The 19,556-nt window shown below is 69.7% G+C and carries 15 protein-coding genes; 7 read left to right on the forward strand and 8 right to left on the reverse strand.

Going from position 1 to position 19,556, the window contains the following annotated elements; translation table 11 throughout:
• The first annotated feature begins 11 nt into the window (after window positions 1-11).
• Window positions 12-854 (forward strand): maleylpyruvate isomerase family mycothiol-dependent enzyme, encoded by an 843-nt coding sequence (locus ABD366_RS26660; RefSeq protein ID WP_324765797.1) that lies wholly within the window; start codon window positions 12-14, stop codon window positions 852-854.
• Window positions 855-955: 101 nt separating this feature from the next.
• Here the strand turns inward: ABD366_RS26660 and ABD366_RS26665 are convergent, their stop codons facing one another.
• Window positions 956-1,558, reverse strand: a complete 603-nt coding sequence (locus tag ABD366_RS26665) for a TetR/AcrR family transcriptional regulator (RefSeq protein WP_324765796.1) — start codon at window positions 1,556-1,558, stop codon at window positions 956-958.
• A 383-nt stretch (window positions 1,559-1,941) separates the two neighbouring features.
• Between ABD366_RS26665 and ABD366_RS26670 the strand changes: the two genes are divergently transcribed.
• The 5 genes from ABD366_RS26670 to ABD366_RS26690 all read left to right on the forward strand — a co-directional run bounded on the left by ABD366_RS26670 (window position 1,942) and on the right by ABD366_RS26690 (window position 7,762).
• Window positions 1,942-2,571: a TetR/AcrR family transcriptional regulator gene (locus tag ABD366_RS26670; protein ID WP_324765795.1), complete on the forward strand. Its 630-nt coding sequence runs from the start codon at window positions 1,942-1,944 to the stop codon at window positions 2,569-2,571.
• Window positions 2,572-2,817: 246 nt separating this feature from the next.
• Complete coding sequence (locus ABD366_RS26675) at window positions 2,818-4,767, forward strand: alkyl/aryl-sulfatase (protein ID WP_324765794.1); 1,950 nt, start codon at window positions 2,818-2,820, stop codon at window positions 4,765-4,767.
• Between the two features lie 42 nt (window positions 4,768-4,809).
• The gene (locus ABD366_RS26680) at window positions 4,810-5,556 is read left to right on the forward strand and encodes a hypothetical protein (protein ID WP_324765793.1); all 747 of its coding nucleotides are present in this window, start codon (window positions 4,810-4,812) and stop codon (window positions 5,554-5,556) included.
• Window positions 5,557-5,722: 166 nt separating this feature from the next.
• A complete protein-coding gene (locus ABD366_RS26685) occupies window positions 5,723-5,983 on the forward strand; it encodes a hypothetical protein (RefSeq protein WP_324765792.1) in 261 nt (86 codons plus the stop codon).
• 273 nt (window positions 5,984-6,256) lie between these two features.
• Window positions 6,257-7,762: a hypothetical protein gene (locus tag ABD366_RS26690; RefSeq protein ID WP_324765791.1), complete on the forward strand. Its 1,506-nt coding sequence runs from the start codon at window positions 6,257-6,259 to the stop codon at window positions 7,760-7,762.
• Between the two features lie 43 nt (window positions 7,763-7,805).
• Here ABD366_RS26690 and ABD366_RS26695 read toward each other — a convergent pair whose 3' ends face one another.
• From ABD366_RS26695 to ABD366_RS26725, 7 genes are all read right to left on the reverse strand, one after another.
• Complete coding sequence (locus ABD366_RS26695; RefSeq protein WP_324765790.1) at window positions 7,806-8,756, reverse strand: hypothetical protein; 951 nt, start codon at window positions 8,754-8,756, stop codon at window positions 7,806-7,808.
• Entirely contained in the window at window positions 8,753-10,507 is a 1,755-nt protein-coding gene (locus tag ABD366_RS26700) for a CotH kinase family protein (protein ID WP_324765789.1), read from the reverse strand. Before ABD366_RS26700 ends, ABD366_RS26695 begins: the two co-directional genes overlap by 4 nt.
• A gap of 93 nt (window positions 10,508-10,600) precedes the next feature.
• Window positions 10,601-12,121 carry a hypothetical protein gene (locus tag ABD366_RS26705; RefSeq protein ID WP_324765788.1) on the reverse strand — a complete coding sequence of 507 codons (1,521 nt, stop codon included), beginning with the start codon at window positions 12,119-12,121 and terminating at the stop codon, window positions 10,601-10,603.
• An 82-nt stretch (window positions 12,122-12,203) separates the two neighbouring features.
• Window positions 12,204-13,466 carry a cation:proton antiporter gene (locus ABD366_RS26710; RefSeq protein WP_324765787.1) on the reverse strand — a complete coding sequence of 421 codons (1,263 nt, stop codon included), beginning with the start codon at window positions 13,464-13,466 and terminating at the stop codon, window positions 12,204-12,206.
• A 99-nt stretch (window positions 13,467-13,565) separates the two neighbouring features.
• Window positions 13,566-15,029 (reverse strand): cytochrome P450, encoded by a 1,464-nt coding sequence (locus tag ABD366_RS26715; RefSeq protein ID WP_324765786.1) that lies wholly within the window; start codon window positions 15,027-15,029, stop codon window positions 13,566-13,568.
• Window positions 15,023-16,135, reverse strand: a complete 1,113-nt coding sequence (locus ABD366_RS26720) for an alpha-hydroxy acid oxidase (protein WP_324765785.1) — start codon at window positions 16,133-16,135, stop codon at window positions 15,023-15,025. The genes ABD366_RS26715 and ABD366_RS26720 overlap by 7 nt, the downstream gene beginning before the upstream one ends.
• Window positions 16,132-17,757, reverse strand: a complete 1,626-nt coding sequence (locus tag ABD366_RS26725; RefSeq protein ID WP_324765784.1) for an NAD(P)-binding domain-containing protein — start codon at window positions 17,755-17,757, stop codon at window positions 16,132-16,134. The genes ABD366_RS26720 and ABD366_RS26725 overlap by 4 nt, the downstream gene beginning before the upstream one ends.
• A gap of 237 nt (window positions 17,758-17,994) precedes the next feature.
• Here ABD366_RS26725 and ABD366_RS26730 point away from each other — a divergent pair, with 237 nt between their 5' ends.
• Window positions 17,995-19,527, forward strand: a complete 1,533-nt coding sequence (locus ABD366_RS26730) for a class I adenylate-forming enzyme family protein (protein ID WP_324765783.1) — start codon at window positions 17,995-17,997, stop codon at window positions 19,525-19,527.
• Window positions 19,528-19,556 lie beyond the last annotated feature (29 nt).

A 19,556-nucleotide genomic window follows, 5' to 3' on the forward strand; every position in this document is an offset into this window, starting at 1 on the left:
ACTCTGCGGTCATGAGTCCCGAGTCCGATGGTGTGGTCGGCATGCCCTGGCTGGGCGACCCGATCGACGCGCGTGCGGTGTTCGGTCAGGAACACAGGTTGCTGCTCGAGACCCTGCGTGGTCTGGCACCCTCCGACTGGTGCAGGACGGCAGCCGGGCGCTGGACGGTGCACGATATCGCCGCACACCTCCTCGGTGACTGCTACGGCCGCCTCGGCCACGGCTACCGGAGCGGCTTCGCCGACGGTGAGACGCTCGAGGCGTTCATCCACCGCACGAATCAGGAATGGGTCGAGCTGCACGCCGATGACGGCCCCGCTTCGCTCATCGACGCGCTGGCAGCGGCAGGTGCCCAGCTGGCCGAGCTCTTTGCCGCAGCCAGTCTTGACGCGACCGCCCTGGGTGTTTCGTGGGCAGGTATCGACCCCGCACCGGCATGGCTGGACATCGCCCGGGAGTTCAGTGAGCACTGGACCCACCGGCAGCAGATCCTCCACGCCATCGGCCGTGACACAGACCTGGAGCCGCGTGCCCTGGCGACGGTCCTCGATACCTTCATGCGAGCCCTGCCTCACACACTCCGACACACATCGGCACCGGTCGGGGCGCAAGTCCAGGTGATCGCCGAGGGCCCCGGCGGCGGCGATTGGACGGCGACCGCCACCGCGGACCGCTGGTCGTTGGCCGAAGCGCCGAGCGGCCGACCAAGCGTGGCCGTGCTGCTGGATACAGACACTCTCTGGCGATTGGCTACGCGGAACATCGATCCGGCGGATGCCCTTTCCCGCGCTCATGTACAAGGAGACCGTCGGCTCGCCGAAGCCGCGTGCCAGATCGTGTCCATCGTCTACTGAGCCTACGCCGGTCCGCACCGATCCCACTGGTCCCACCGATCCCACCGGTCCCATCGGCTTCCACCCTGCCTGCCAGCCACGAAACCCAACCGGCTACTGCCCTAAGACCGACGCCAGTTGAGCAGTACCACGTCGACCGCCGCGTGCAGAGTCGTCGCCGCCACCCCGTCCCGCAGCTGCGTGGAGAGGCCGAGGAGGAAGCTGTGGATCATGGCTGTCACCCCGTCGACGTCGGCGTCGGCATCGAGTTCGCCCGCGGCGATGCCCCGCTCCACGCAGGCCCTGATGCGCACCCGGTCCGCCTCACGTCGTGCCGCGACGGCAGCCCGTACTCCCTCGTGCTCCTCGCCCGGCGCCCGCATCGTGCCGGACAGGGCGATGAGACAGCCGACGGGGTGAGACGGGTCGGCCTGCATGTCGATCGAGCCGTGCAGCAGGGCGGCCACCGCTTCGCGCGGGCTGACCGTTTCGTCCTCGACGACGCCGGTGGCAGTGCCGGGCCCGTTCATGTAGTGCTCGACGGCCCGCTTGAACAGCCCTTCTTTCGAGTCGAAGGCGCCATACAGGCTCGCGGAGGACAGACCCGTGGCGGCTCGCAGCTGTGCCAGTGAGGTCGCTTCGTAACCCTGCTCCCAGAACAGCAGCATCGCGGCTTCCAGTACGCCCTCCATGTCGAAGGCGCGGGGACGGCCTGCGGGCGACATATGGACCTCCTGCGTCGAAGACGAGCGTTCCGGCGTTCCGGTGCGGGGAGCGCTTCACTGCCTCCCATATTGGACCAACTGCTCCACAAAGTGCCAAGTGCTGAAGCATCCGATGGGAGGTCGTCCTCGACCACGACCGCGCCCGGGCCGAGCACTCACGTCGTCGGCTCGTCGATTTCCTGGCCCAGGACGGCGTGTTCGGCTTCGGTGTGCACTTCGCCGACCAGCAGCTCGGCACGGTCGACGGCACCGGCCGCTGGATTCCTTGGCGCGACGAGACGGGTTATGGGTCCGTGTAGGACCGCGCCGAGGGTCCTTTCCGCCGCCCGCCCCGGTGCGGTCGGGGCACGCTCGTGTTCGCGCGGCTGGCAGGATGGCCGACCGTGAACAGTAGTGGTGCGGGACAGGAGGAGGGGGCCGCGGGACGGGAGCCCCGACGGCGGCGTGATCCGGAACGGACCCGTGCGGTCCTGCTCGACGCGCTCCTGGAGCTGATCGCCGAGGGTGCGGGGGAGCCGACCCGTAAGGCCATCGCCGAGCGGGCCGGTGTGTCGGAGCGCTCGGTCTTCGTGCACTTCGCCGACCGCGAGGCGCTCTACGTGGGCGCGGCCGAGCGGCAGGCGCAGCGGTGGCAGGCGTTCGCGGACCCGATTCCGTCGCGGTGGGACACCCCGCGCAAGGTCGAAGCGCTGCTGGCCCAGCGCAGCCGGATGTACGAGCTCATGACGCCGATCCGCAGAGTGGGGCTGGCCCTCGAGCCGGACTCGCCCGGGCTCCGGCTGGTGATGGGGCGGGGAGACGCCTGGTTCCGTGACGACCTGACCGCGAACTTCCCCGAACTGGAACGGGAGCCGGGGGCGCTGCGGCCCGGCGGCCTCCTGGACGCCCTGGAAGCCGCTTCCTCCTGGGCCGCGTGGGACCACCTGCGCACCCGGCGCGGTCTGACCGAGGAGGCCGCCCGCTCCGCGCTGCGACGCACGCTTGGAGCGCTGCTGGGCTGCCCGCGGGACTGATCCGGTCCGGTCCAGTCTGGCGTTCCGGTCCGGTCCGGTCCGGTCCGGTCCAGTCCGGTCCAGTCCGGTTCGGTCCGGTCTGGGCCGGGCCTGTCCGAAGTCCGCCGGGCCCGTGCGCGATCACCCCTTGACCGCTATTGCAGTCGTACTGCAATAGTGGGGTGTCGACCGCGCTCGACGTCGGGCATCACCGTTCGCGCACCTCCGTGTCGTGACGTCCGACCGGCCCAGAAAGGTCCCTCGCCCATGACGCCGATGAACAGGCGCGGTTTCGCCGCCGCCGCGGCGGGAGCCGCAGCCGCAGCCGTCTCGCTCAACCCGCAGACCGTGCAGGCGACTTCCGGATCCCGCCGTTCCGGAACTCCCGCACCGACGCGCACGGACGGGCTTCCCTACGACGACACGCAGGACTTCGCCGACGCCCGCCGGGGATTCGTCGCCGCCTTCACCGGCGGCCCGATCACCACCGATGACGGCACGGTCGCCTGGAATCCGGACGCCTACCGCTTCCTCGCCGACGCGGAAGGGCCGGCCCCCGACACCGTCGATCCGAGCCTGTGGCGTCAAGCCCGACTGCTCTCCCATCAGGGCCTCTACCGGGTCACGGACCGCATCTATCAGGTCAGGGGCCTGGACCTGTCCAACATGACGATCGTCGAAGGCGACAGCGGCATCATCGTCATCGACCCGCTCATCTCCGCCGAGACCGCCGCCGCTGCCCTGCGCCTGTACCGGGACCACCGTGGTGAACGGCCCGTCCGCGCGATGATCTACACGCACCCGCACGTCGACCACTTCGGCGGCTGCCGTGGCGTGCTGCCGGACGGCGCGGGGGAGGACATACCCGTACTGGCGCCCAGCGGTTTCATGGAGCATGCCGTCAGTGAGAACGTCTACGCCGGGCCCGCCATGTCCCGTCGCGCCTCGTACATGTACGGATCCAGGCTCCCGGCCGGTGCCAAGGCCCAGGTCGGCTGCGGTCTGGGTCTGACCGTCTCGCTGGGTACCGTCGGGCTCATCCCTCCCACCCGTTCCATAGGGTCCACGGGGGAGGAGGTGACGCTCGACGGGGTGCGGATCCGCTTTCAGATGACCCCCGGGACCGAGTGCCAGGAAGAGATGAACTTCCTCTTCCCCGACCTGCGCGCCGTCTGCATGGCGGAGAACGCCACCCACACCATGCACAACATCGTGACCTTGCGCGGCGCGCAGGTCCGTGACGCCCACGCCTGGGCCGGCTATCTCACCGAGTCGATCGGCCTCTATACCGGCGCCGCCGATGTCGCCTTCGCCTCGCACCACTGGCCCACGTGGGGCAACGACGAGATCGTCGCCCTCCTCACCCACCAGCGGGACCTCTACGGCTACCTGCACGACCAGACCGTCCGGCAGATCAACCAGGGCCTGAACGGCACCGAGATCGCCGAGAACTTCTCCTTGCCGCCCCAGCTCGAAGCCGTCTGGGCCAACCGCGGCTACTACGGCTCGATCAGCCATAACGTCAAGGCGGTCTACCAGCGCTACATGGGCTGGTTCGACGGCAACCCCGCCCACCTGTGGGAGCACCCACCGGTCGAAGAGGCCCGCCGATGGGTGGAGACCCTGGGCGGCCAGGCGGCGGTCCGCGCCCGCGCCCGGCACTACACGGACCGGGGAGACCTGCGCTTCGCCGTCACCCTGCTCAACCATGCCGTCTTCAACGACCCGGAGGACAAGCGGGCCCGCCGGGACCTCGCCGCCCTCTACACCCGCCTGGGCCATCGCGTGGAGAACGCCGTCTGGCGCAACTTCTATCTCACGGGCGCCCAGGAACTCACCCACGGCGTCACCCCCGGCACCAGTGCCGCTCTCGGCCCCGACATGCACCAGGCCCTGACGGTCAGTCAGCTCATCGACGGCCTGGCCGTCCGCGTGGACGGGCCGAAGGCGTGGGCGATCGACCTCGCCATCGACTGGCACATCGGTGACGAGTACTGGCACCTCCGTCTCGCGAACGGGCTCCTCACCCACACCAGCGGCCCCCGCCCGGCCGCGGACGCCGGACTCACCATGACAATGACCAAGGCCCAACTCCTGGCTGTGCTCGCCGGCCGGGGAACCGACGGCATCCGCATGGACGGCGACCCGGCCTTGCTCACCCGCCTGCTGTCCGTCCTCGACAAACCGGCCGCCGCATTCCCCATCGTCACACCGTGACCGCCCAACCTTCGCGACCCGGTCAGCGGTCCGCAAATAGAGGTGACAGGGGTCGAACTGGTCGGCATGATCGAGCGGTTGTCCTGCCGCGTCCGACCTCAGGGGTATGTCACGTCCATCCACCGCGAACGAGCCTGGTCGCTGCCTTGGCCCGCCGCCGACCCGGGCCGGAGTGCCTTCGAGTGGGACGAGGATGAGGCGGCGCGGCTGACGGCGCTGGTCGTCCCGATGGTGCCTACGGCCGACGCGGAGGAAATGGAGCGCTTTCGCTTCGAGGACGAGGTCACCCTGCTCCTGATGGACCGTTACGGCCGGTGGGCCTGCGGCTGGGACTGGTCGACCCACAACGGTGGTCCTGTCGAAGCCTGGTGCTGCGACAGGCACTCCGTCGGGGAGGCATCGGAGACTGCTGCACGCGTCGTGACCTGTCTGCTGGAGTGGCGTGACTGGCTGGAGGACATGGCCGAGCGGTTCGCGCAGCTCGGCCCTCCTGCCGACGTGGACGCCGAGGACCGCAGCTGGCACCTTGAACGCGCGGTGATCCGCCTGGTCACCGTGGTCGTGGACCGCACCCGTGCCGAGTCGTCCTGGTACGGGCTCTGCAGGACGACGCTGACCTGGTTCCTGGCCTCCACCGGCCTGGGGTCGCAGGAGGCACAGGTGGCGGTGGAGGCCGCGATCGGCGACCGGTTCAAGAGCTACGTCGAGCCCGCCCCTACCCTGATCGGCACGGTGGGTGAGGACCTGGCGGTCCAGCTGACCGGCCGCGGGTTCTACCGTGCCCGGTAACGCGCCAACCTGGGCGAACGCCTCGGCATGAGCGTGAGCGTGAGCATGAAAGGAAGCAGCAGCCGGTGAAGGGCTGGGAAGACGACGAGTACTGCCTCTACGTCAATGGTGGCGAGGGGCGGACCTGTGGAGTCTGCTCGCCGACTGGAGCGACAGCGAGGACGGGGTGGAGCGGGCGCGGCACATTCCTCGCTTCACCCGCCTCATCACCTGCTGGAGCCGGCTCGGGTTCATCAAGGTGTTCCGTTCGGACGAATGGCCGGCGGACGACACCGGCGAGGAGGTCACCGGTTCGGGCCTGGATGACCTGCTCGCCGACCCGGGCAGTTGGGAGTACAGGGAGGAACCGACGCGCTGGATCTGTGTCGCGTCCGGCGACCGGGACATTCAGGAGCTGGAGAAAGGGATGTGCCCCAGGGATCGGTAGCCACCGGTCTGCTCGGCCCGATCGTGGTCGATGCGCTGCGCAACAGGGACGCGTTGCGCAACAGGGACGCGCTGCGCAACAGGGCTCCTGCGCGCCAGGTACGACACCGAGTTCGCCGTATCTCCCGTCCGGGACATGTCGCCCCGATCCGGTCTCTGCTACGCAGGGAACAGGCCCCGCGGGGCACACTCGGTGCGCTGCGATCGGCCAGAGGGAATCATGGTCGCTTCCGTACGCAGTCAGGGGCCACGGACACCCGAGACGGACCCCAGGGTGGGAGTCCGCGACGTCAGCGTTGCGCGGCAGGGGGAGCCGAAGCACCGGCTGGTCGCGATAGGGGATTCCCTGACGCAGGGTTTCCAGAGCGCGGCGATCTTCAACACGGCCCTCTCGTACCCGGCGATCGTGGCGTACGAGCTGGGCTGTGCCGAACAGTTCCGGCACCCCCGCTATGACGGCGTCGGCGGACTGCCCTTCAACATCGAACCGTTCCTTCGTGACCTTGAAGCCCGGTACGGGCGGGCCGTGGACGTGTGGGAGGCGCCGTTCGCGGTGTTCAGGGCCTTGAGCCTGATGGACCGGGTGGAGGACTACTGGGAGCGGGGGCCAGGGCTGACGGTGCCCCCGACCACAGCCGTCATGCACAACCTCGCGGTCTTCGGCTGGGATCTGCGTGACGCGCTGTCCAAGTCGGCCGACGAGTGCCGCTCCCGGATCGACAGGCCCAAGGACGACCCGATCATCCAGATCGTCCAGAACGCCGCCGAGCGCGCCGCCCTGCGCGTCCTTCCGACCAAGCCCCCGGCGGCCGGGGCCCTGACCCAACTGGGCGCCGCCGCCGAGCTCGGCAAGGACACCGACGGCACCGGCGGCGAGTACGGGATCGAGACGCTGGTCGTCTTCCTCGGTGCGAACAACGCCCTGCGGGCGGTGACCGAACTCAAGGTGGTCTGGAGCGAGGACCCCGGCTTCGACAGCCTGGACCACAAGGGGCGCTTCACCGTCTGGCGGCCGGAGCACTTCGTGGCCGAGCTGCGTCAAGTGGCCGCCGCGGTGACCGAGATCAAGGCGCGGCACGTCATCTGGTGCACCGTCCCGCACGTCACCATCGCCCCGATCGCACGCGGCGTGGCGGGCAAGACCCGGCCCGGCTCGCTCTACTACCCGTACTACACCCGTCCGTGGATCAGTGACCGGAACTTCGATCCCGGCCGGGACCCGGGCATCACCGGCGCGCAGGCCCAAGAGGTCGACGGCGCGATCGACGAGTACAACGACGCGATCACCGGGGTGGTCCGCGAGGCCCGCAACCAGGGGAGGGACTGGTACCTGCTGGAGACCTGCGGTCTTCTGGACCGGCTCGCGTCCCGTCGCTACGCGGAGGATCCGTCGGCGCGTCCCGACTGGTGGCAGCCCTATCCGTTGCCGCCCGCCCTGCAGGCGCTGACTCCGCCGCCCAACTCCCACTTCCTCGCCTGCGACGGGGGACGGCGCACGGACGGAGGCCTGTTCTCGCTCGACGGCGTCCATCCCACGACGGTCGGATACGGGATCGTCGCCCAGGAGCTGATCAATGTGATGCGGCTGGCTGAGGTCGAGTTCTTGCGGCCCGACGGACACACCCCACGCCAGGACCCGGTGCTCGTCGACTTCGACCGCCTCATCCGCAACGACACACTCATCAACCGGCCGCCGGGCAACCTGGATTCGTCCCTGCGTGTCCTCGGCTGGGCCGACGAGGCCACGGACCTGTTCCGGCGGGTCTTCACCAGCTTCTAGCGGGGAGGTCCCGGCCCGGGGGAACGTCCGGGCCGGGCGCGGCTCAGCTGTTGCCGTTCGGGATGAGGAACAGGTGGATCGACTGGTCCTTCGCGCGCAACCGGTCGTTCCGCGCGCCCGCCTTCGCCCGGTCGGACACGATCACCACATGGTCGGAGGAGACCCAGCACACGCCCTCGGGATTGCCGTAGACCGTGCGCCCCTTGCTGTCGGTGGGGAGACGGTAGAGGGTGCCTTCGTCGACCTGCCATTTCTTTGTGGAGAGGCGGCCCGTCCACAGCGCCGACGACGCCTGCGACAGGACGGCGATCCGTCCGTCGCGCACGGACACGCTGCTGTAGTCCTCGAAGGGCAACGACTTGGGCAGCCGGATCGTGCCGATGTGGATCCACCGCTTGCCGCCGCGCCGGAAGACCTGGATACGGCCGCCGCCCGGTGTCCTGCCTTTCTTGCCGCCCGCGCACTGGTTTCCCTCACACAGGGCGAGCAGGTACTCCTTGCCCGAGCGCTCCACCCACTCCAGACCCTCCATGCCCTTGTTGGCGTCCGCAAGGTCGAAGTCGAGGTGCGCCGATCCGGTCGGGCGCAGCTTCGCGTCGTACTCCTGGATGCGGGCGCGGAAGACCTTGGGCTTGACCGGTTCGGCCTCGCTCAGCGTGAAGTAGTGGTCGTGCAGGGTGTCGTGGGCGAGGTCCTCGTAGCCCACCTGCGCCTTCGACTTGGTGTTCTTCGTCTTCCTGCCGGCGTTGATGACGCCGTTCTCCGGCGCCTTCGGCGACAGCTCGCTGCTGACCCGGATGAGGAAGGGCAGGTTGTCGCAGACGATCAGGAAGGCTCCGTCGCGGTAGAGCACGCCGCTCGCTTCCAGACGGTCGCCCGCGACGTCCCCGATCAGCTCACGGATCTTGGCCTCCTTGACCAGGCGCAGCTCACGCGCCGCTGACAGTCCGCCCTTGGTCTTGGCCTTACCCGCTTTGTTGGTCGACGCGGTCATGAGGGCAGTACCTCCATCGCAGTCGGGAAGAGGGCGCCGCCGGCGCCGTCGGGGTAGGTCTTGCGCAGCTCGGCAAGCTGCTGGCGTGCGCGGTCGTAGCGCATCCGGGTGTAGTGGAAGATCCCGTACGTGAACTGCGAACCGCGGCTCAGCTCCCACTGGCGGTAACCGGCGCGGTACACCTCGTCGTTGGTGAACTGCCGCCCCGTGAAGGGCCGGCCGTGCGGGCTCGTGGCCTCGCCGTACGCGGCGGACGAGACGAGCTGCCACAGACCGTCGGTCCGCCCGGAGCCCTCCGAGCCGAGCAGCTCGGCGACCCGCTCAGGACCGAACTCGGTGTCCAGGAGGTACTCGAGGTGGTCGAGGTAGTACTGGCAGAAGTCGTGATGCCGCAGCAGGTTGGTGAACAGCGGCAGCTGCGACACCTCGTGCGGGGCGTGCGTGATCCGGCAGTAGTCACGGGTCATCGCGGGCCAGTCGAGCAGGTCCGTGAACTGCCACGGCGTCGAGAAGAAGTCGATGCCCGAGCTGTTGTCGTAGTCCCAGGGAATGAACGTGAAGTACGGGCGGGCCATGAACCCCGTCGGGTCGCCGAGGCGGCCCGAGTTGTAGAGGTAGTAGTTCGACGGCGTGGCGAAGTAGTTGTCCCAGCTGCCCAGGAGGACGTTGGCGCCCGCCCAGCGCAGGAAGGCCTTCACGTTCAGGACCTGCTCGACCGCCTCCCGGAAGGCGTCGGTCGCGAACCGCTTCTCACCGCCCGTCAGCTGGACGCCGTTGATGGTGCGGACGAGTGTGGCGAGGTCGTCGTAGGTGCCGGCGGAGGGGTCGTCCTCGTTCGTCTTCAGGCGGTACGTACGGTCGTCCGGCCGGGCGCCTGCGGTGAAGTACTGCCGGCCGCTGTCGGTGCCGCCCGGGCCGGAGCGGTGCTCCAGGGTCGCGCAACCGACGTCACCGCAGTAGGCCTTGTAGAGATTGCCCTCGGAGTTCTTGCCGAAGTGGTCTTTGAGGAACTTCTTGTCGACCTGCTCGATGACCGAGTACAGCCCCATGTAGCGGTCGTTGATCGTGAACGTCGCGTACGTGTGCTGCGCCGCCGGAATGCCCGCTCGCTCGAGGAGGCGCCAGGCGACGGCCTCGCGCATCTGCGACGGGTCGTTGTACATCGCCTTGAGGTTGATCCGCTCCATGCCGTAGAGCCGGTCCTCGCTCGCGCCGACCTCGAAGTCGATCTTCCAGGAGCGCTTGGGTGCGTGTGCCGTCATGTTGCCGCTGTTGACCATGGAGAACGACGGTGTCGAGAGCAGGGTGTCGTCCGCGGCGGCGTTGCTCCTGGCCAGGGTCAGCCGTGCGCCCGGCGGCGCCTGCATCACCTCGTCGGCTGTCAGGACGCCGGACGGCCAGCCGGTGACCTTGACCTGATACATGTCCTGAGCGAAGAACTCCGTTTTGTTCTCCGCCGCGTCGAGGAGTTCCTGCACGATCCGTCCGGTCGGGGTGAGCTGCCCGTCCGGGCCGAGACATACGAGCGTGCCGTCCGCCGGGGTGCCCGTCGTGCCCTCCTGCTCGGCGAGCAGGAGGTCATACACCGTGTTGAACTCGGCTTTGGTCCGCAGCGCGGCGTCGACCGGACCCGCCGTCGCGTTGGCCCGCTCGGCGAGGCGCCGGCCCGTGCCCTTCGGCAGCGCGGACACCGCGACGCTCTGATTCTTGAACGCGTCCCGGAACGCGCCCTTGCTCATGGTCCTGTCCACGCCGGCCTCCCTGGGTGAACCTTTCTCTCTACGCCCGGCGCCACATGACCGCCAGACCGAGAACCGGCCGGACCACGGCCGGCGGCGCGGCGGTCAGCGCTGTTGCCGTCGTCGCCACAGGAGCAGGCCCCCGCCACCGACGACGACTGCCGCGAGCCCGCCGGTGACACTCCACGCGAGGCCGTGTCCCGAGGCGGTGGTCGACGCGTACTTCACATCGAGGTCCACGGTCACCGCGGCCGTGTGGTCGGTTGTGTCGGGGTCCGCGGGCGGTTCGTCGTCCTTGCGTTTTGTAAGCCGGACAGACCCGTCGCCGGCGTTCTCGCCGAACTTCAGGGTGAACGGGAGGGTCTCCTCGGTGCCCGGTTCGTGCACGCGCAGCGGGCAGGTGTAGACGGCGCCCCGGCGCCGGCACGTGGGTTCGTGGACGTCCTCGTCGAGCTCCTCCATCGGCTCCTTCACCACCTCGGCTCCGCGCGGCACGGTGAAGACCAGGTTGTACGCGCCGCCCTGGCCCGGGTCGCCGGGCCCGTCCGCGCGGGCGCCGACCCGCACCTCCTGCTCGCCGCCCGGAGCCGCCCGCACGTGGGCACCGATCGCCGCGTAGTCGGCGGGGTTGTCCGTGCGTACTTCGGCCCACGCCTCGCGCTCGTCGCTCCACTGCCCGCTGCCACCCGAGCGCACCTGCGGTCGCAGTGGCGGGCCGTCGCCGGCCGTACCGCCGTCGGGCACGAGCACATCGTGGTACGGGCCGACGTCCAGGGGCCAGGCGGTCTGGTACAGCGAGCCGTGGTCCAGCGTCTCGTGGGTTCGTAGCCGCAGACCCGGACTGAACACCACCGTCTGTCCCGGGCGCAATCGCAGGTCCGGGAAAGTGCAGTAGGCGGTTTGCGGTGCGTCGTCATCGCCGGTGTAACGGCAGTTGGAGAAGCGTTGCGTCAAGGTCAGCTCGCTGACGCCCCCGATCATCAGGGCCACGCCGTCGGCCGTCGTCTCGCCCGAGTTGCGGACGGCGAGGTCCAGGACGGTTTCGGCGCCGGGCCTTACGCCGGTGACGGTCTCGGGGCTGCGGACCTCCAGGATGGGCCCGCCGACCACCACCGTGGTCGTCGCGGTGGACACGTGACCGTCCGGGGCCTCGTAGCGCATGCGGAGCTCGCCCCGGTCACCGGCCTTGCTGCCGGGCGCGGCGTAGGGAAGCGCGCCCGCCCAGTCCGCCCAACTGTTGTAGCTCGCACCGACTTTGCACACCACGCGGACCCCGCCGGTGCTGCTGCAACCGCTGCCGAACTGCTTCAGCCGCAGCGTCTCCTTCGCGCCGCTGACATCCATCGTGAGCCGCCCCGTCTTCTCGCCGACTCCCTCGCTCTCGCCGCGCGTGTACCGGATGTGGAGGCGCTTGTCCCGCTCGGGCCGCTTTCGGCCGCCGGGCGGCTTCACGTGGTACGTGCTCGGCGCCACGAGCCCGGATTCGGGGGCGGGTTCGGCGGACGCCGTCACGCTGCCGGGCAGCAGCGCGGCGAGAGCGGCGAGCGCCGCGGCGACGGCGCAGCGGAGGAGGGCGCGACGCCGTCCGCTCAGGAGAACGGGGAGATGCGTGGGTTGCGCAGGCATCGGGCCAGTCGAACACAGCCCTCCCGAGCGACCAAGGGCCTGCTGTCACGACTCGGGAACAGCTGTGTCCCGCACGAGTGGTTCAGGCCGCGGTCTCGGGCACCGGTGCGGGCTCCCGGGTGCGGCCGCGGTCCAGCCGGTCCCAGAGGGTCAGCAGCGGAGACGTCATCACCGTCGTCACCAGGGCGACGATCACCAGCACACCGAAGAGCGCCGGTGACGTGATGCCCGCGGCCAGGCCGACGTTGATGGCGATGAGCTGCATCAGACCGCGGGCGTTCATCAGTGTGCCCACCCGGATGGCGACGTCCGGCGGCTCGCCCAGCAGCCGCGCGGTGGCCCAGCAGGCACCGAACTTGCTGACGACGGCCACCAGGACACAGGCCGCGGTGAACAGCAGCATGTTGCCGCCGGACAGCAGCGTGAAGTCGGTGTTCAGGCCCGAGTAGGCGAAGAACAGAGGCAGGAACACGATGCGGCTGACCGGCTCGATGGCCCGTACCGCGCGGGTCACCACCGGGTCGCGGGGGAAGGCGACACCGAGGCTGAACGCGCCGAACACGGCGTACAGGCCGATGCGGTCGGTGTACCAGGCGGCGATGAACAGGACGAGGACGATGACCAGCAGCGCGTGTTCCTCGGTCAGCCGACGCGCCCAGTCCAGGGCCTTCGGGCGCAGGCGTACGAACACGGCGAGGAACACGCCGAGTCCGACCGTGCCGACCGCCGCCAGGGCGAAGGTGCCCATCCCGCCGCCCGCCATGCTCAGTACCGCCGCCAGCATGATCCATGCCACGGCGTCGTCCAGCGCGCCGGCGGCCAGCGAGACGGAGCCGAACCGGGTGTTGGTCAGGCCGCGTTCGTTGATGATGCGCGCCAGCATCGGGAAGGCCGTGATGGCCAGGGTGACCCCGATGAACAGCGCGCCCACCAGCGGTGAGATGCCGTCCGGGTAGATGTCCACCCAGTTGTGGGCGACGGTGGCGAGGCCCACGCCCAGCACCAGCGGTATCGCGATCCCCGCTGCCGACACAGGCACCGCGATGCGGCCCACCGAGGACAGGCGGTCGGTGCGGAACTCGTAGCCCGCCAGGAACATGAAGGCGACGAGGCCGATCTGCCCGGCCACGTACAGGATCGGGCGCAGTTCCTGCGGGAAGAGGGCTTCCTCGGCGCCCGGTGCGATGAGACCGAGCATCGACGGGCCGAGGGCCACGCCGGCGACCATCTCACCCACGACGGGCGGTTGTCCCAGATAACGCAGTAACCAGCCGACGAGGCGGCAGGTGGTAAGGATGACGGCCACGGCGAGGAAGAACGCCGGACCCAGCTCGGTGGTCGACAACGGTGACTCCTCGGTCGGGAGGCGAGGGGAGGGGGACGCCGTCAGAGCCGGTCTTCGAACCCCCGCCCGAGCGCAGGCGGGGGTTCGAAGACACCGGCCTCAGGTGCTCCGGCCCGTGTACGGGCAGGTGGTGACGGCGGGTTCGCGTTGCCCGCCTGCGCCGGGAGCGGCGTGCTCGCGCGGCAGTGGGCGGCCTTCGGTGTCGTGCTCGGCGAAGAAACGTGCGGCGGGCTTCGTACGGCGGGCGTCAAGGACCATGTACGTGCCGAGGACGAGCTGCGTCAGACTGCGTCCGACGTCCTCGGCCCGGTCCCGGACGGTCAGCGCGGCGCGCAGGACGCGGCGCCGCGGCGTGTCCGCCGGCCGGTCCCGGGGGATCAGGAGGCAGGGCGCGCGGTGCGGGATGGAACGGGTGTGGCTGACGGGCGAGTCCAGCTCGAAGCGGGCCAGCACCTCGCGGGTGGCGGCGCGCATCGCGATCGGGGAGAGGCGCCAGGCAGGACAGGGCCGGTTGGCGGCGATCCCGAACGGGATGTGGTGAGCTTCCTTGGCGGACAGCGTCTCCCAGCGCTCGGGGTCGAAGCGCTCGGGGTCGGTGTAGCCGGTGGCGTGGTATTCGGGGTAGTTGAAGGTCAGCACGGACCCCGACGGGATGAGCGGCATGCCCTCCAGGTCGATGTCCGCGGTGGTGATGCGGTGGGCCACGCCGAACAACGGGAAGAGCCGGAACGTCTCGTTCATGACGTGCGACAGATAGCGGTCGTCGTCGTTGCCCGCAGCCACCCGCTCCTGCACCCCGGGGTGCTGGGCAAGGACCAGCAGGAGGTGCGCCATCGCCTCCGACATCTGGACGACGGCGGTGTTGAAGAAGGTGCCCTGGAGGTAGTACGCGTGCTGGCGGCGGGTCAGCCCGGCGGGCAGTTCGTGCGGCACGTCACCGGCGGCCAGCCTGCGCAGCAGATAGCGGGTCAGCCGGTCGCGGCGGCGCATGTGCCGCAGCCTGGTGCACTTCAGGGCGTTGACCACGTCCTCGGCGTTGTCGACGATCAGTTTCCGCGCCGCGGGCGGGCAGTCCTCCCGGAACACCAGCGTGTAGAAGAACTCCGCCCACACCGGCATCATCAGGTCGCGCAGCCGCACCGGCCGCACGCTGTCGGCGGGCAGGGTGTCCAGGACGCGCCGGGTACTGCGCGCGGCCGCGTCGTACAACTCGGCCGAGGGTCCGGCGAGGATGGCGAGGGTGCGGCGCGACACCTCGTCGTAGCGGGGTCCGGCTTCCAGGTGCTCCTGGTGGATGTCGGCGCCGGGGGCGAGCCAGTACCAGAACAGGTCGGACAGCGCCGCGCCCTTGCTGCGCCCGTTCGCCGCGGGCCGGCCGTAGATCTCCTCGAAGCGCTCGGCGCCGCCGTACGCCTCCTGCGGGAAGGGCAGGCCCTCGTCGCCGTTGACGCGGGCGAAGAGCTTCATCCGTACGGAGACGACCCGGCGGGGCAGCCACGCCGGTGAGGAGAGCAGCAGCGCGCTGCCCGCGGCCAGGGCCGCTGCCGTGGTCTTCTTCAGCATGTCGGTTCTCCTCTCGACGGCCGTCGTGCCGTGCCGCGTTCGACCACCTGGTCGGCCGTGAGGTCCTGGGGCCGATGCCCACCGCACAGGGCGAGCACGTGGTCGAAGTCCGCGCGCAGCGCGGTCAGGTACTCCCGCACTCCTTCCTCGCCGCGGGCGGCGAGCGCCCACAGCACGGGCCTGCCGATGCCGACGGCCCGGGCGCCGAGGGCGAGGGCGGTGGCGATGTCGCTGCCCCGGCGTACACCGCCGTCCATCAGGACCGGCACCCGTCCGGCGACGGCGTCGGCCACCGCGGGCAGCGCCTCCACCGATGCGGGGGCGGCGTCGAGCTGCCGTCCGCCGTGGTTGGAGACGAGCAGCGCGTCCATGCCCTGCTCGACGGCGATGCGCGCGTCGTCGGGGTGCAGCACACCCTTGAGGACGAGCGGCAGGTCGGTCTGTTCACGCAGTCGGCGCAGGTCGTCCCAGCCGGCCGGCCACATGGGGATGGGGAGGGGCCGGCCGGGCTCGCTGCCGGGCAGGTTGCGCATGTTCTCGGTGGCGAGGCCGGGCGGCAGATCGTGGAATCCGTTGTGCAGGTCCCGGGTACGACGGCCGAAGACGGGGGAATCGACGGTGACGACGAGGGCGGAGCAGCCCGCCCGCTGCGCCCGGCGGACCAGCTCGGTGGTGACCTCGGGCTCCGGGTGGAGGTAGAGCTGGAACCAGACCACCGCGTCGGCGTCCTGTTCTCGGGCCGCCGCGACGACGTCCGCCACGGAGGTGGTCGCCGCCACGCCTGTCACCAGCGGGACGCCGGCCGCGGCGGCGGCGCGCGCGGTGGCCGCTTCGCCGTGGGGGTGGGCGAGCCGGTGGAAGGCGGTGGGCGAGACGAACAGCGGGGCCGGCCACTCCCGGTCGAGGACGCTGACCCCGGTGCTGCGGTCGGCCCCGCCGCGCAGCACCCGGGGGAGCAGGGCGAGGCGGCCGAAGGCGTTCTCGTTCTCCCGCAGGGCGGTCTCCTCACCGGCGCCGCCGGCGAAGAAGTCGTAGTGCTCCTGCGGGAGTTGCTTGCGCGCCGGTTCGGCCAGGTGGTGCGTCGGGCCCGTGTCCTTGCCGGTCATGTCCGGGGTGTGGCGAGCGCGTCACCGGCCGGGGAACCGTCGCCGTCCGCGAGGCGGGCGGTGAGGAAGGAGCGCAGCGGGCCGACGTGCACGTCGGGGTTGTCCCACTCGTTCTCCAGGTTCTCCGTGATGTGGTGCTCGGCGACCGGCTTGCCGCTGCCGTCGGGAAGGAACTGCCGCACCACGGGGTGCAGGTAGCGGGCGTCGAGACCGCTGGTGTCCTGCTGGCTCGTGCGGTTGACGCTGACGTCGAAGGGGTCGACCTGGTCGTGGTCGGCGCCGTACTCCAGGGTGACGCTGAAGTAGGCGGACAGCTCCCCGAAGTCGCCGCGCGCGGCTGCGGCATGCAGGTGCTCCACCGGTACTTCCTCGCAGTAGCGCACCTGGCCGCCGGCGTCGACCAGGACGGCGTCGCCGAGGAACCCGAACATCTGCCACAGGGCCGAGGTGCGGTTGATGCGCTCGGTGACCGCGTCGGCGACGGCGGCGCCGGTGGCGGGCAGTCCGGCGTGCGGCCACGGCGCGTCGTGGTAGCGGCGCTCCAGGATGCGGGCCAGTGCCTTCACGCCGTACCGGAAACCGTGAATGAAGCCACTGGTGGATTTCTTGAAATCACGGGACTGGGTGATGGTGCCGACGAAGTAGAGGTCGGGTACGTTGACCGATTCCCAGGCGTCCGTGAGGTGCGGGAAGCGCTCTTTCACGATCAGGTCGGGGCGGCATTCCTCGTCGAATATCGACGCATCGAAGCGGAATCCGGTGGCCAGAATGACGCGGTCGTAAGGGATGTCTTTGACGACCTCGTCGACGCGCGAGAAGCTGACGCTCACCACATATGTGCCGTCGGCATTCCGTTTGATACGGAGAATCTCTCCGTCCAGGATCGCGTTCTGCGATTTGAGTTGGTAAGTGTCGAGGAAGTTGTTGTTCACGGCCCGTAGATGGCCGACGAAATGAGTGCGCCAGGCCAGCTTCAGTGAACCGGGTCCGGCCACATGGATCACCGCGGCGGTCTCGATGAGGTTGTCCGCGGTCTCGAACGCGGAATTGCCGCGGCCGATGATGAGAACCCGCTGGTCGACGAAGTCCTGCGGATCGACCGTGACCTCGTCGTAGCGCTCGGCCTCTGCCGCGCCCTCGATGGGCGGCATGTAGGGCCGGGAGACGCCGGTGGCGACGATGACACGCCGCGCCCGGACAACGTTGCCATGTTCGTCCGTGGCCACGAACTCGCCGCTGTCCGAGCGCGTTACGCGGCTGATGCGGGTGTTGTAGCGGATGTTCAGACCGTGCTCACGGGCGAAGTCGTCCAGGTAGCGGACGAACTCGTCGGCCGGTGGGAAGTAGCGGGGGGTGTAACTGGTGAACAAGGGGCCCTCGTCGGAGAGCAGCGAGTTCCAGTCGACGCGCAGCCGCAGTTCCGGGTCGCTCCAGCCGGTGTGCACCTTATTGCTGGAGATCAGGGTCCGGTGCCTCGGAAAACGTGTGAAGAAAGCGCCGGGCGCGTCACTTCCCTCCACGATGAGATAGTCCCTACCGGACTTCTTGAGGAAATATCCGGCTTGGAGGCCTGCGGGTCCTGCGCCGATGACGAGATAGTCGACATGGACTGAACCGGACATTGTGGCCCTGCCTTCCGTGGGGGTGTCGAAGACGGTACTTGATGGTTAAAGCACGCTGCCACCCCACCTGTCTGTGACCTAGGTCACACACATTCGGAATGGGGTAATTATGAGTCTCGGATAACGTGTGCGGGCGTTCGGCGGACCGCACGGGCCTTTACATCGGTCATTACGATCCGTTCTCGACCATTCACACAGCCTTTACACCGATGATTTCCGGCCAAGAGTGGAGATGAAGTGGACGAACAGCACGCAGGCACTTTTCCGCAGACACTCATCGACGCGTTCCGTGCCGCTCCCGACCGACCCGCCTTCGAGTACGAGGGGCGCACGGTCACCAGGGGAGAGGTGCTCGACGCGGTCGCCACCCTCGTGCGGGGCCTGCGCGGGGCTGGCCTGACCGCCGGTTCGTACGTGGCTCTGGACACCGGGGTCTCCCCGGAGGCGTTCGCCGTCCGGATCGCCGCCCACACCGTCGGCTGCACGGTGATCGGCCTGCGCCCCGGGCTGACCCGCGAGCACCTGCGGTCCATCCTGGCCCGGGACGTCAGCGCCGTGGTCACCGACGACACCGCGAGCAACGCCGAACTTCACGCCGAAGCCGCCGAACTGGGCGTCCCACTGCTGGACGCCGCCTCCCTGCGGTCGGCGGGGGAGGCTCTTCCCGGCTCTGGCGATGACCTCACCGCGCAGGGCAACCCCGACGACGTCGGCATCATCCACCTCACCAGCGGCAGCACCGGGCGCCCCAAGGGCACGGTGGTGACCTACGGCGCACTGACCCACAACTGGGCTTTGGAACCGTCCCGTTGGAACGACCGCGTCCGCCGGCTCGCCGCGCGCTACGAACGCTTCCTGCTGTTCGGCACGCTGAACAGCGCCGTGGTCTTCGAGCACCTCGGCCTGTGCCTGATGAGCGGCGGCACCGCCGTGATACCCGGGCAGCCGTTGCGCTTTCCCGAAGTGTTCGCCCAGCACCGCATCACCGCATGTCTGGTGACGGTGCCGCGGCTGTACGCCCTCCTCGACGCCGCCCGGGAGGGCAGCCCGGACCTCTCCACGCTGCGCAACCTCCTCGTGGCCGGTTCCCCACTCCCGCCGCACCGGCTCACCGAGGCCGCCGCGCTGCTCGGCCCCGTCGTCCACCACGGCTACGGACAGACCGAGACGGGCATGCTCTCCGTCCTCGAACCCGCGGAACTGACCGGCGACCCGGCCCTGGCCGACAGTGTGGGACGCCCGCTGGAGACCGTCGAGACGCGGGTGCGCGACAGCGAGGGCCAGGACGTACCGACCGGGGACACGGGCGAAGTGTGGGTGCGCAGGCCGGACTTCTTCCGCGGCTACTGGGACGACGTCGAGGAGACCGCTGACGTGCTGCGGGACGGCTGGGTGCGCACCCGTGACCTCGGCAGCCTCGACGCCGACGGGTATCTGCGACTGGCCGGACGCATCCGCGACATCATCATCGTCAACGCCATCGTCCACTACGCGGGACCCATCGAACGCGCCCTCGCCTCACACCCGGACGTCGACCAGGCCTACGTCGTGAGCGTCCCCGACGAGCACACCGGCGAGGCCATCCACGCCTTCGTCGTACCGCGGCCCGCGGCCGTCGCGCCCGAGGAGGAAACGCTGCGCAAGCTGGTCGCCCGGGAAGTCGGTGCGGCGAGCGTCCCGGCCGGCGTCGTCCTCCTCACCGAGGTCCCCGTGGCCCCCAGCGGCAAGCCGGACAAGGCGGCGCTGCGCGCGATGGTGTCACCGCGCTGACCGAACGACGCCGAGGTGACGCCGCCCGC

Source organism: Streptomyces kunmingensis, assembly GCF_039533535.1.
In the GTDB taxonomy this organism is placed as follows: Bacteria; Actinomycetota; Actinomycetes; order Streptomycetales; family Streptomycetaceae; genus Streptomyces; species Streptomyces kunmingensis.

Coding starts and splice junctions, on each gene's coding strand:
- ABD366_RS26660 (WP_324765797.1), top strand. CDS start 12: ATGAGTCCCGAGTCCGATGGTGTGGTCGGCATGCCCTGGCTGGGCGAC.
- ABD366_RS26665 (WP_324765796.1), bottom strand. CDS start 1,558: ATGTCGCCCGCAGGCCGTCCCCGCGCCTTCGACATGGAGGGCGTACTG.
- ABD366_RS26675 (WP_324765794.1), top strand. CDS start 2,818: ATGACGCCGATGAACAGGCGCGGTTTCGCCGCCGCCGCGGCGGGAGCC.
- ABD366_RS26695 (WP_324765790.1), bottom strand. CDS start 8,756: ATGACCGCGTCGACCAACAAAGCGGGTAAGGCCAAGACCAAGGGCGGA.
- ABD366_RS26705 (WP_324765788.1), bottom strand. CDS start 12,121: ATGCCTGCGCAACCCACGCATCTCCCCGTTCTCCTGAGCGGACGGCGT.
- ABD366_RS26715 (WP_324765786.1), bottom strand. CDS start 15,029: ATGCTGAAGAAGACCACGGCAGCGGCCCTGGCCGCGGGCAGCGCGCTG.
- ABD366_RS26720 (WP_324765785.1), bottom strand. CDS start 16,135: ATGACCGGCAAGGACACGGGCCCGACGCACCACCTGGCCGAACCGGCG.
- ABD366_RS26725 (WP_324765784.1), bottom strand. CDS start 17,757: ATGTCCGGTTCAGTCCATGTCGACTATCTCGTCATCGGCGCAGGACCC.